Source organism: Sorangium sp. So ce131, from assembly GCF_051519095.1.
In the GTDB taxonomy this organism is placed as follows: domain Bacteria; phylum Myxococcota_A; class Polyangia; order Polyangiales; family Polyangiaceae; genus Sorangium.
Genome location: NZ_CP150455.1, coordinates 3,867,686 through 3,879,916 on the forward strand (window position 1 = coordinate 3,867,686; position 12,231 = coordinate 3,879,916).

Annotated in this window: 10 protein-coding genes; 6 read left to right on the forward strand and 4 right to left on the reverse strand. The window is 74.0% G+C overall.

The features are described from left to right. The first annotated feature begins 23 nt into the window (after positions 1 to 23). The 3 genes from WMF43_RS14370 to WMF43_RS14380 all read left to right on the forward strand — a co-directional run bounded on the left by WMF43_RS14370 (position 24) and on the right by WMF43_RS14380 (position 3,236). Positions 24 to 392 (forward strand): rhodanese-like domain-containing protein, encoded by a 369-nt coding sequence (locus tag WMF43_RS14370; protein ID WP_437680696.1) that lies wholly within the window; start codon positions 24 to 26, stop codon positions 390 to 392. Then, positions 389 to 868 (forward strand): DoxX family protein, encoded by a 480-nt coding sequence (locus WMF43_RS14375; protein ID WP_437680698.1) that lies wholly within the window; start codon positions 389 to 391, stop codon positions 866 to 868. Before WMF43_RS14370 ends, WMF43_RS14375 begins: the two co-directional genes overlap by 4 nt. 160 nt (positions 869 to 1,028) lie before the next feature. Further along, positions 1,029 to 3,236, forward strand: coding sequence for a glycoside hydrolase family 3 N-terminal domain-containing protein (locus tag WMF43_RS14380; RefSeq protein WP_437680700.1), 2,208 nt, complete (start codon positions 1,029 to 1,031; stop codon positions 3,234 to 3,236). Positions 3,237 to 3,299: 63 nt separating this feature from the next. On the opposite strand, the gene WMF43_RS14385 is transcribed toward WMF43_RS14380, so the two are convergent. After that, a complete protein-coding gene (locus tag WMF43_RS14385) occupies positions 3,300 to 5,039 on the reverse strand; it encodes a hypothetical protein (protein WP_437680701.1) in 1,740 nt (579 codons plus the stop codon). Positions 5,040 to 5,206: 167 nt separating this feature from the next. Between WMF43_RS14385 and WMF43_RS14390 the strand changes: the two genes are divergently transcribed. After that, positions 5,207 to 5,953 (forward strand): hypothetical protein, encoded by a 747-nt coding sequence (locus WMF43_RS14390; protein WP_437680703.1) that lies wholly within the window; start codon positions 5,207 to 5,209, stop codon positions 5,951 to 5,953. A gap of 72 nt (positions 5,954 to 6,025) precedes the next feature. Here WMF43_RS14390 and WMF43_RS14395 read toward each other — a convergent pair whose 3' ends face one another. From WMF43_RS14395 to WMF43_RS14405, 3 genes are read right to left on the reverse strand one after another with little or no spacing between them, the layout of a single operon-like run. Next, a complete protein-coding gene (locus WMF43_RS14395; protein ID WP_437680705.1) occupies positions 6,026 to 7,258 on the reverse strand; it encodes a hypothetical protein in 1,233 nt (410 codons plus the stop codon). Continuing rightward, positions 7,248 to 8,504, reverse strand: a complete 1,257-nt coding sequence (locus WMF43_RS14400) for a FecR domain-containing protein (RefSeq protein ID WP_437680707.1) — start codon at positions 8,502 to 8,504, stop codon at positions 7,248 to 7,250. Before WMF43_RS14400 ends, WMF43_RS14395 begins: the two co-directional genes overlap by 11 nt. Next, positions 8,492 to 9,166 carry an RNA polymerase sigma factor gene (locus WMF43_RS14405; protein ID WP_437680709.1) on the reverse strand — a complete coding sequence of 225 codons (675 nt, stop codon included), beginning with the start codon at positions 9,164 to 9,166 and terminating at the stop codon, positions 8,492 to 8,494. The genes WMF43_RS14400 and WMF43_RS14405 overlap by 13 nt, the downstream gene beginning before the upstream one ends. Positions 9,167 to 9,401: 235 nt before the next feature. Between WMF43_RS14405 and WMF43_RS14410 the strand changes: the two genes are divergently transcribed. Together WMF43_RS14410 and WMF43_RS14415 are read left to right on the forward strand one after the other, a co-directional pair. Beyond that, complete coding sequence (locus WMF43_RS14410; RefSeq protein ID WP_437680711.1) at positions 9,402 to 10,613, forward strand: hypothetical protein; 1,212 nt, start codon at positions 9,402 to 9,404, stop codon at positions 10,611 to 10,613. Next, complete coding sequence (locus WMF43_RS14415) at positions 10,579 to 12,231, forward strand: glycosyltransferase family 2 protein (RefSeq protein ID WP_437680712.1); 1,653 nt, start codon at positions 10,579 to 10,581, stop codon at positions 12,229 to 12,231. Before WMF43_RS14410 ends, WMF43_RS14415 begins: the two co-directional genes overlap by 35 nt.

Below are 12,231 nucleotides of genomic sequence, written 5' to 3' on the forward strand. Positions count from 1 at the left end.
GCCGTCCGCGCGAGGAGCGGTTTATGTCGAACGAGAGGGTGTCGAACGAGATCGGGATCGAGGAGCTGTCGGAGCGGATCGGCCGGGGCGACGGCCTCGTGGTGGCGGAGGTGCTGCCCGCGCCCTACTACGCGGCGGGGCACTTGCCCGGGGCGGTGAACCTGCCGCTCGACGGGCTCGAGAGGACCATCGCGGAGGTCGCGCCCGGGCGGGACACGCCCATCGTCGTCTATTGCTCGGGGCCGACCTGCCGGAACTCGCACACGGCCGCGGCGCGGCTCGCCGCGCTCGGCTACGGGGCGGTCCGGGTCTTCACTGGCGGCAAGGCGGCCTGGCGCGACGCGGGGCTCGTGATGGAGCGCGCCGCGGCGGCGGCGGAGGTGCAGCGATGAGCGCCGCGGCGACGACCGCGGGGGCGGTGAGCGCGGCGCCGGCGCTGCTCGCGCGGCTCGTGAAGACGGAGGACGACCGCGTGGCGTTCGCGCTCCGGATCGTGCTCGCGGCGGTGATGTTCCCGCACGGCGCGCAGCACCTCGCGGGCTGGTTCGGCGGGTTCGGGTACGCCGGGACGCACGGCTGGATGGTGTCGATCGGGATCCCCGGGCCGCTGGCGACGCTGGCGATCGCGACGGAGTTCTTCGCGCCGCTCGCGCTGCTCGCCGGCGTCGGCGGGCGGATCGCGGCGGCCGGGCTCGGCGCGATCCTCCTCGTCGCGGCGACGACCCACGCGCAGCACGGGTTCTTCATGAACTGGCTCGGGAGCCAGGCGGGGGAAGGGTGGGAGTACCACGCGCTCGGGCTCGCGATCGCCGCGGCGGTCGTCGCGCGCGGGAGCGGGGCGTGGTCGGTCGATCGGCGGCTCGGCTGATCGGCGGGCGGAAGGCAGGCAGGGTCACCTCCACGGCGCGCGCCGCCCGGCCGCTCCGCGGGGGTGATCCTGCCGAGTCCGCGACGGATCACTTCCCCCCTGCGGCCCGCAGAAGTAGACGGCCTCTCCCGCGGGACTCACCCCGAGATCAGGAGGCCTCATGAACGATGCGCCGCTCTACAAAGACCAGAAGCAACCCGTGGACAAGCGGGTGGAAGACCTCCTGAGCCGGATGACGCTGGACGAGAAGGTCGGTCAGCTGATGCAGCTCGACGCCCAGGGGGACCTCGAGGACGCCATCGGGCGGATGAAGGTGGGCAGCCTCCTTCACTGCAACGGCAAGGACGCGGACGTGGCGATCCGGCGGGCGCTGGGCACCCGCCTCGGCATTCCGGTCCTCATGGCCGACGACGGCATCCACGGCCACTCGTTCTGGGCCGGGGCCACGATCTTCCCGACGCAGATCGCGATGGCGTGCAGCTGGGACACGGGGCTCCTGGAGCAGGTGGGCCGGGTGACCGCCGCCGAGATGCGCGCCACCGGCCTCAAGTGGACCTTCTCCCCCGTCCTGTGCCTGCCGCGCGATCTCCGCTGGGGCAGGGTGGGAGAGACCTTCGGCGAGGATCCGTTCCTGATCGGCGAGCTCGCCTGCGCGATGATCAGGGGTTATCAGGGCAAGGGCCTCGACGATCCGGACGCGGTGCTGGCCACGGCCAAGCACTATGCGGGGTACTCCGAGACGGTGGGCGGCCGCGACGCCTCGGAGGCGAACATCTCGCAGCGTTACCTGCGCTCTTATTTCCTGCCGCCCTTCGAGAGGGCGGCCCGGAGCGGCTGTATGGCCTTCATGACGGGATACCAGTCGATGGACGGGATCCCGGCCACGGCGAACCGCTGGTTGATGACGGAGGTCCTCAAGGAGGAGTGGGGATTCCAGGGGATCGTCGTGACCGACTGGAACAACGTGGGCAACCTCGTGCTCGATCAGAAGGTCTGCAAGGACATGGCCGAGGCGGCCGCGGTGGCGGTCAAGAGCGGCAACGACCTGATGATGGCGACCCCGCAGTTCTACGAGGGGGCCCAGGAGGCGGTGCGGCGCGGGCTGCTCTCGGAGGCCGAGATCGACGCGGTGGTGCGGCGCGTGCTCGCCCTCAAGTTCTCGATGGGGCTCTTCGAGGACCCGGGGTACAGCAGCGAGGAGCGGATCAAGGAGGTGATCGGGTGCGCGGCGCACCGGGACCTCAACCTGGAGGTGGCCCGAGCGTCGCTGGTCCTCCTGCAGAACAACGGGATCCTGCCGCTCGCGGACGGGGGCGCCGCCGCGGGGGAGGGCGCGGCAAAGAAGCCGCTCCGGCGGATCGCGGTGATCGGCCCGAACGCCGACGACACCATCGCCCAGCTCGGCGACTGGTCGCTCGGATCGGGGCAGATGAACGGGGCCAACGGGCCCCAGCACCCGCGCTCGAGCGTCGTCACGATCCTGGACGGGATACGGGAGCTCGCGCCCGCGGGGTGCGAGGTGGTGGTTGCCGCGGGCTGCTCGGTGGTCACCGACGACGAGTCGGGCATCGCCGAGGCGCTGGAGCTCGCGCGGAGCGCCGACGTGGTGGTCCTCGCCCTCGGGGATCGGATCGAGTACATCGGCGAGACGAAGAGCACCGCCACGCTCGAGCTGATGGGCGGACAGAGGGCCCTCGCGGACGCGATCGCGAGGAGCGGCACGCCCGCGGTGGTGGTCCTCGTCAACAGCAAGCCGCTGGTCCTGCCGCGCTCGGCGCTCGGCATGGCGGCGATCGTCGAGGCGTTCAACCCGGGGATGATGGGCGGCCGGGCCGTGGCCGAGCTGATCTTCGGGCGGATCAACCCCTCTGGCAAGCTGACGATCTCGTTCCCCGTCCACGTGGGCCAGCAGCCGGTTTATTACAACCAGACCCGCGGCCAGCACGGCAATCGCTACGCCGACCTCACCCAGGAGCCGGCGTTCGCGTTCGGCTTCGGCCTGAGCTACACGCGCTTCACCTACGCGGACCTGAAGGTCCTCACGCCGCGCCTCGGGCGCGACGGCGCCGCGTCGTTCGAGGTGACGGTCACCAACACGGGGGCGCGCGATGGGGTGGAGATCGTCCAGCTGTACATCGAGGACCTGGTGACGTCGTCGACGTGGGCGGTCAAGGAGCTCAAGGCGTTCCGCCGCGTGAGCCTCGCCGCCGGGGAGGCGCGCGCCGTGCGCTTCGACGTCCCTGCCGCGGAGCTGTCGATCGTGGACGCCGGAGGGCGGCGCACGGTGGAGCCGGGGGAGTTCCGCGCCCATATCGGCGCCTCGTCCCGGCCGCAGGATCTGCTGAGCGCCGTGTTCGCCGTGGAGTAGCCGTGGAGTAGCCGTGGAGTAGCCGTGGAGTAACAAGAGGGGGCGACCTCCGCGCGCCGAACCTCACATCCAGAGTCGCGCCACCACGCCGTACGTCCCTGGTCCAGGAGAGCCGCCTTCGTCGCCGCCGCCGATCACGACCTTGTGACCCGGGTAGACCGCGACGCAGCGAATGCTGCCGTACTCGCCGACATACAGGGAGGACACCCCGCCGGTGCCGAAATGGGGATCCGGCGCGCCGTCCCGCGTGGTGCGCGCGAGCACCGGCCCGGCCGTGGCGCCGCCCCTCGTGTTGCCCACGACGAGGAGCCGGCCGTCCGGGAGCAGGACCATGTCCTCGGCGACATCGTCGCCGCCGGTGACCGGGATCGTGGCGACGCCTTCCGTGCCAAAGCTCGAATCCAACGATCCATCCGCGAGCAGGCGGACGAGCTGAAAGTCGATGTTGCCGCCGGCGTTCGAGTCGCCTGCCACGACGATGCGGCCGTCGGGCAGGAGCGCGACCGCCGCCGCGCGCTCGTCGGAGCCCGGCGATTCGATGAGCCGGTGACCGCCTGTGCCGAACGACGTGTCGAGCTGGCCGTCGGAGAGGAAACGGGCGACGACGAGGTCGCCCTCGCCCTCGGCGCCCGCCTGGCCTGCCACGATGATCCGGTCCCGGCTGTCCACCGCGATGGCCCGCGCGCTGGACGGCTCGTCGAGCGCCCACGTCGCGTACCCGTCCGGCGCGGCGAACGTGAGGTCGAGATCGCCGCTCGACGTGGCGCGCGCCACCATGAGCCGGTCGTCTCGCTGGCCAGCGACGAGGATCCTGTCGTTCGCCAGGACCAGCCCGTCCGACACCTGCTCGAGGCCTCCCAGGTCGATCAGGCTCTTGCCGCTCGCGCCGAAGAGAGGGTCGCCGAGCCCGCCTGCAGCCCCGGGACGGACGAGCGCGATGTCTGCCGCGCCGGACTCCTCGTGCGAGCCCACGGCGATGATCCGGCCATTCAGCTGATGTCCCACGGCCACGGCACGGGAGCTCGCTCCGCTGGAGCTGCCGAGGCGGGCCTTCATGACCGCACCCTCGGCAAACCCGGGATCGAGCTCTCCGCTGCTGGTCAGGCGCGCGATCGCGAAGGAGTACCCGCCGAGGCCGCCGGCGCCCGAGCCGGCCGCGACGATCCGCTCGCCCACGACGTCGAGATCGAAGAACCCGCCGCCGTCGTCGCTGCCGAAGCTGGCCCGGGCGACGCCGGTCGTCGCGGCGCCGAACGTCTCGTCGAGGGCGCCGGGACGGCCGGTGACGATCGCGTCCGTCACCGAGCCCGTCCTCGGCTCCAGATCGCCGGACGTGGCCTCGAGAGCAAACGAGAGCTCCGCGCCGAGCACGAGAGGGGCCTCTGCCCCGACCACCACCTCGCCGCGCGTCTGCCCGCCAGGGATCGTCACCGACTCGACGAGCAGGCCTGCAGGAGCGCTCCTCGGCTCCACCGTCACCTCTCCGTCGAAGCCGCCCTCGCGCCGGATCTCGACCTCGATCACGTTGTTGCCCCCGAGGGGGACCGCGACGTTCGACGAGAGAATGGTGAACGAGAATCCCTCGGCGACAGGACCCGAGCCGGTGCTGCTGGCGCCGCCGGCGCCGCTGCTGGAGGCCTCCGCGGGCGCCCCGCCCTGTCCTGGGTGTCCGCCGGCGCCGCCCGGATCTTCGTCGATGGTAACGTCCCGGATCCCCAAGATATTTTGACACCCGCTCGACGCGAGCGAGAGGGACGCGAGCGACAGATGAAAGCCGATCACGAGGCGCCAGCGCGATCTCATCGCATTCATCCTGCCAGCTCCGTTCGTGAAGTCAATCGGCCCGCGCGGCCGAGCACGAGTCGATGGACGACGAGCTTGCCTGTCGTGGTGCTCGCGTGGATGATGGGCGTCGCGTCGCGTCGCGGCGGGGGCGCGCGACACTCACCTTCTTCGTTCTGGGACCTTCCATGCTGAACCTGCTTCTCCGTCTCTCCCCGCACCGCCCCGCTGTCCGCCTCGAGGTCCTCCGGCGGCGCGACTTCACCGAGGGCCGCCTGCGCGAGCTCCACGCCCTCTCGAACGCGCTCATGGCCGAGGAGTTCGACCATTTCCGCGTCCACGCGGAGACCAACGACGTCGTCCACGTCTTCCGCCGCGCCGACACGGGCGCGATCGTGGGCTTCCAGTTCTGGAAGACCGCGCCCATCGCCCTGCCGCGCAGCCGGGCCATCGTGGGCGGGAAGCTGCGGATCTCGCCCGACTTCCGATCTCGCGGTCTGCACCTCGTCTCGGGTCTTCTGTTCATGCTCGACGCGAAGCGCCGCGCCCCGCGGACCCGCTTTTACCGGCTCTCCATCGCCAGCCTCTTCGGCTTCGTCTCCATCACCGAGGCGCTCGCCCGATATCAGCTCTTCGACCCGAAGCGCCGGGGAGGGGAGGAGGACGAGGCCGTGCGCGCCGCGCTGATCGCGCTCGCCCGCGAGAGCCATTTTCACGTCGACGAAGAAACTGGCCTGTTCTTCGTCGACATCTTCATGACCGAGGAGACACTGGCCCGTTATCCGCCGCGTTACTTCGAGCGCCCCGCGGCCAAGGTCTACGCCGCGGCCAACCCCGATTTCCGCACCAACGGCTGTTACGTCGGCTTCTGGTTCCGCTTCACGAGCGACAACCTCCTCGCCCTGACCCGCGCGATCGCCCGGAAGCTCCTGTGACCGGCCGGGGGTTCGGAGCGCCTTGAAGAATGCTCTGTCGATCCGGCGGATCCAACCTCGATCCCCGGGCTCTCAGAGGCGCGCCTCCAGCGAGAGGGAGACGGCGAGGAGGGGGCGGCCGTAGCGGGTGGCGTCGGCGGCGGGGCCCGAGCCGGCGGCGGTGAGCTCAGGATACGGGATGTCGACGGCGGGGAGCGCGGCGCCGGCGAGGCCGCCAAGGCGGAAGCCCGCGTGATCGTGGACGAACCAGCGCAGGCCCGCCTCGAGGTGCGGGACGGCCGCCCACGCGGTGCCGGAGGCGCCGTCGAACACCGGTGACGCGAGGAGCGTCTGGTAGCGGAGGCGCAGCACGGACGCGCCCGCACCGAGCGTCACGAGGCCGTGGCCGCCCGCGAAGGAGAGCGCGCCGCCCGCCGCGGCGCCGACGAGCGCGACGCCGTGCTCGAGCCGCCCGCCGGGGACCTCCCAGGAGGTGCCGCCGAGCGTCGTGGTACCGCCCGCCGCGATGTACCAGCCGCGGAAGGTCGCGGACACGCCGATCGAGAGCGCCGGCGTCGGGGGGATCTCGCCGCCGGCCAAGAGCAGCGTGGGGCCGACCGAGGCGACGAAGCGCGTGGGGGGCCGCCCGTCGTCGCCGGCGCCTCGCGAAGGCTCGCGGGAGGGTGGGGGGGCGCCCGGCGCGGGCGCGCGGGCGGCGGGGGGCGCGGGGGATGCCGCCGTCGCGGAGGCGGCCGGGCTCGCGGAGGAGCCGCCGGCAGGGCTGGCCGTCGAGGGCGGGGCCTGGCCGCCGGCGTCGGTGCCAGCGGCCGGGGGAGGGAGCGCGTCGCGGTGCAGGAGGCGGGCGCGGAGCAGCTCGACGGCGGCCAGGGCGAGGACCTCGGGGCCCTCGCCGCGGCGCACAGCGACCTCGAGCTCGCCGCCTCCGTGCCGCGCGGCGAGGGCGATCGTCACGCGCTTTTGGGCCAGGACGACGCGCGCGTCGGCGTCCTCGGCGCCGCCCGTGGCGATGCGCACGTCGAGCGCGCGGAGCTCGTCGCGGATCCGCTGAAACGTCGCGTCCGCCGGGTCGCCGGAGAGGGCCACGATGGCTCGCGCGGACGCGCTGGCCCTGGCCGGCGCGGGCGGAGGCGCGGGCGGCGCGGGCGCGCTGGCCCTGGCCGATGCGGGCGCAGCCGCGGACGGCGCGGGCGCAGCCGCGGGCGGCGCCGCCGCGCCGAGGAGGCCCGGCAGGGCGCCGAGCACCGCAAGGAAGCGGACGCCGGCGCGGGCGGCGGCGCGGCGCGCCGGGGCGACCTCAGCGCCCATCGGCGAGGGAGCGCGCGAGGGGGGCGTAGGCGCCCTGGGGGTACTCGGCGAGGTAACGGAGCGCGTCGCGGCGCGCGACCTCCGGATCCCGCCGCTGCTGGAGCTCGAGGCTCCGCCCGAGCGCCTGCTCGCGCAGGGCGCCGCCCGGCACCTCGCGCAGGTAGGTGTCGAACCAGGCGAGCGCGTCGCCGGGATCGCCGAGCTGATCGGCGGCGAGCTTGCCGAGGAGGAACGCCGAGTCGCCGCGCGCGCCGTGCCGCTTGCGCAGGGCAAGGAGCGCGGCGCGCGCGACGCGCGGGCGCCCGGCGTACCGCGCGGCGTCGGCGAGCAGGCGGAGCTCCTGGGGCGTGGCGCGCGCGAGCACGGCGTCGACGCCCTGCCGCTCGACGGCCGCGAGCGCCTCCTCGTGGCGCCCCGCGCTCGCTAGGGGCTGCCAGCGCGGCCCGGTGTCCGTCGCGTCGAGCCCCGGCGCGCGCGGGTCGTTGACCCCGGGCGGCGCCGCGACCGCCGCGGACGCGTCCGCCGCGGGGGGAGCGGCGGCGCCGCTCGGCGCGGGGGCGCTCGGCGCGGTGATCGCGCTCGGCGCGGCGATCGCGCCCGGCGCGGTGATGTCGAGCCGATCGCCCGCGGACAGCCGCGCCGTCCCGAGCTCCGGGCCCGTCACCTCGACGCTCCCCTCGGCGAGCGTCAGCGTGAAGCGCCGCGCCTCGGGGGCCCAGCGCGCCTCGAAGCGCGTCCCGGTCACGCGCACCGCGTAGGGCCCGGCGTGGACGACCCAGCGCGTGTCGCTCCGGTGGACGACGTGGAAGTCCACGCCGCCCCGCTCCACACGCAGCTCCGCGCCGCGCGCGTCGGTCGCGAGGACCTGGAGCGCGGACCGCGCGTCGAGCCGCACCGAGGTCCCCTCGGCGAAGGTGAAGGCGAGGGGCGCGTCGCGCGCCTCGACCCGCGCGCCCGCGCCCGGCGCGGGCTCGCCCGCGGAGGCCGCGGCGCTGCTCGCGGCGAGCTCGCTCCCGGCCCCGGGCGCCCAGGCCGCGCGGAAGAGCGCGGCGCCGCCGGCCGCGACGAGCAGCGCGGCGGCCGCGGCCCAGGCGGCGAAGCGCGGCCGGCGCGGCGGGGCCTCGGCCTCGGCGGCGAAGAGCCGCGCGCGGGCCGCGGCGAGCGTCTCGGCCGGCCTCGCGTTCCGATCGGAGGTGCGGGCCACCTCGGCCCCGAGGGGCTCGATGCGTCGTGTCACGGGTTCCATCGCGTCCCCTCCTCGATCCAGGTCGCGAGCACAGGGTCTCGCTGGGCGGCGCTCACGAAGCGCGCCTCGGCCCGGGCGATCCGCCGCTTGATCGTCGCCAGCGACACGCTGCAGGCGGCCGCCGCCTCGGTGAGCTCCATCCCCTCGATGTAGCGCAAAGCGAAGGCTACGCGCTCGTCGAGCGGGAAGGACTCGAGCAGCCGGTAGGTCCGGTCATGGGCCTCCCGGAGCTCCGCGTCGGCGCCGCGCGCCGGGGGCTCGGGGATGTCCTCGGGCGAGAAGAAGCGCAGCCAGCTCCGGGCCTTGTGGTGGCGGATGCTCTTGCACGCCGCGTGGACGGCGACGGACCTCATCCACGACGTCAGCGCCGCCGCGTCGCTCACCTGGTGGACGCTCGCGTAGGCGGACACGAAGGCGTCGTGCACGACGTCCGCGAACGTGGTGTGCCGCTCGGTCCCGAGGATGCGGCGCGCGACGCGCTCGACGAGGGCGCCGTAACGCTCGAAGAGGACCGCCTTCGCCCAAGGGTCTCCGCGCTGGAGCCGCCGGAGGAGCTCGGCGTCGTCGCGCTCCACCGGCAGCGCGACGAGCTGCCCGCCGCTCGGCGCGGCGCTGGCGCGGCCCGCGGCGTGCGGCAGCGATGAGCGCGATCCGTTAGCCAAGGTGGTCTCCTCGACGGGATTCTACGGCGTCGCCGGGCCGAGGGGCGGCGCTCCGGAGCAGGGATGGGGGAATGCGCGTGGGCATGGCTCTCCACCAAAGGACCCGCTGGAGCCCGGGACGGCTCACGAATCGTTCCACGCATCGTTCCGCGGTCTCCGCGCATTTCGGTGAGCCGTCCCGGGGCGGGGGCGGTCCTTTGGGGTCGACCGGGACGCGCTGTCCCGCTTCCTTGCCATGCACCTCCATTCCTTCGTTCCGTGCTTCCTCGTCACGGCCGCCCTCGCGCGGGCCGCCGGCGCCGAGCCGCGCCCGCTCCCCGGAGACTGGCGCCACGTCGCCGAGGCGCAGGAGCGGCTCGCCATCGCCGATTACGCGGCGGCGGAGGCCGCCCTCGCGCAGGTCCCCGAAGAGAGCGAGGCGGCGCGCGACGCCGGGATCCTTCGCGGGCAGCTCGACGCGGCGCTCGCCCCGCGCCTCGAGGTGGAGACCCGCGCCTTCTTCGACACGCAGCCGCTCGATCGCGGGTCGCAGAGCGCCGGGCTGTCGTTCTGGCCGAGCGCGAGCCTCTCGCTGCGGCTCCACGCGCTCGGCCTCTGGTACCCGCGCGCGCTCGACGAGGGCAGCGCGGCGGCGGATACCCGCGGCAGCGCGACGGCGGATACCCGCGGCAGCGCGACGGCGGATCCCCGCGGCAGCGCGACGCCGGCCTACGCCGCGGGCGCGCTCGCGGGGCTGCTCTTCCGCCCGGCCAGGGCGGACCTCGACGTCAGCGCGACGGGGATCGCGCGGCTCTGGGCCGACGGCAGCGTGCAGGTGTCGGGGAGCGGCGAGATCGAAGGGCGGTGGCTCACGCCGCTCAGGCTCCGCGCCTCGGCGCGCCGCGAGGAGCTCCTCGATGGCCACGCGGCGATCCGCGAGCACGTGTTCGTTAGCGCGGCGGGCGGCGCGCTCGCCGTCGTCGACTGGAAGGGCTGGAGCGGAGAGCTCCGCGGCGAGGGGCGCTGGTACTCCGACGGGAACGACGGGCTCACGGCCTACGGCTGGGCCGTGGCGCCGATCCTGCGCGGCAGGCTGAGCCTCCAGGCCGGGTGGGGTGCGGCCTGGGCCGACACCTCGAGCTCGCGCTGGTCCCTCACCGAGAAGACCTACTCGCCGTACTTCACACCCCTCGGCGTGCGCCGCCACGGACCCATCGTCGTCGCGGCGCTCTCGCTCGGCAAGCTCCGCTTCGACGCGAGCGGCGACGTCGCCGTGCAGGGGAGCGAGCTCGATCCGACCGCGCTCGCCTGGGGCGCCGCGTCGCGCGTCGACACCACCTACGTCGACATCCGCGCGGGGGCCTCGCTCGACCTCGGCGGCGCCCGCCTGGGCGTCACCTACCACCACAACCACCAGCTCTATTACAGGTTCCATGACGCGGCGTTTCGTCTCGAGCTCCCGCTTTGATCCGGGGCTGTTCCGGTGGTCGTCGGCCGCGCCCGTGCGGCTCGTCGATCGCATGATCGTCTGGGCGCTCGTGGCCTTCGGGCTCGCGGGCGTCGCCGGCTTCGCGAGCTTCTGGTTCCAGGAGCGCCACGTCGCCCACCTCGCGGCCTTCGTCGCGCTGTCGATCGCGGTCTGGTACGGCATCGGCCGCATCGTCCTCGCCTGGATCGGGTACCTCGCGCTGGGCCCCGTCGCGCATCGCCCCGCGCCCGAAGGGCTCTCCGTCGCGATCTTCACCACGGCCGCGCCGGGCGAGCCGATCGCGATGTTCGAGGCGACCCTCGCGGCGCTCGCCCGCGTCCGCTACCCGCACCGCACCTACCTGCTCGACGGCACGGGCGACCCGCGCTTCCGCGCGCTCGCCGAGCGGCACGGCGCGGTGTGGCTCGACTCGTGCGGCGTCCCGGGCGCCAAGGCCGGCAAGATCAACGCGGCCCTCTTGCGGACCACGGAGGACTTCGTCCTGGTCCTCGATCCGGACCACCTGCCGTTCCCGGAGTTCTTCGACCGCGTGCTCGGGCACTTCGACGACCCGCGCGTGGGCTTCGTGCAGGTCTCGCAGGGCTACTACAACCAGGCCGACTCGCCGATCGCCCGCGGCGCGGCCGAGCAGACCTACGGGTTCTACGGGCCGATGCAGCTCGGGCTGCACGGGCTCGGCTGCGCGGTCGCCATCGGCGCCAACTGCACCTTCCGCCGCGCCGCGCTCGCGTCCATCGCCGGGCACGCCGTGGGGCTCGCGGAGGACCTGATGACCTCCATCCGGCTGCACGCGGCCGGATGGAAGTCGGTCTACGTCCCGGAGATCGTCAGCCGCGGGCTCGTCCCCGACGACCTCGGCGGGTACTTCACCCAGCAGCTCAAGTGGGCGACCGGCGCCGTCGACGCGCTCTTCGCCGAGGTCGTGCCGCGCTTCTTCCGGCTGAGCGCGCGCCAGCGGCTCTCCTACATCGCCATCGGCACGTACTACCTCACCGGCCCCGCCACGCTGACGTACCTCGTGCTGCCGCTGCTCGCCCTCTGGGGCGACCTCTGGCCCATGCACGTGGATCCGGCGGGGTTCGTCGTCGCGGGCGCCCCCATCGTCGCCGCGGCAGTCGCGCTCCACTTCTACGGGCAGCGGTGGTTCTGCGACCGCGCCACGGAGGGCGGCCTCCACTGGCGCGCCCTGCTCCTCAAGCTCGCCGCCTTCCCCGTCTACACGCTCGGGGTGGTCCTGGCGGTCGCGAAGCGCCTCGTCCGCTACGTGCCCACGCCGAAGCGCGGGCTCGGCGGCCGGCTCCTGCCGCTCGCGTGGCCGCACCTGCTCGTCGTCCTTTCGTTCCTCGTCACGACGGGCGCGAGCCTCTGGCTCCGGACCTCCGCGCATCAGCTCGCCGAGCGCTGGAGCGACGCGGAGTCGTACTGGGCGATGCTCCTCTTCTGCGCGCTCGGGGCCGCGTCGATGCTCGGCGCGATCGCCTGGGCCGCGCGCCCGCCGCGCCGCGAGCCGGGCGTCGACCCGTGGGAGCGCCTCCCCGCGCCCGACGCCGCGACCACGACGATCACCACGACGGCCACGACCGTCGCCGGAGGATGA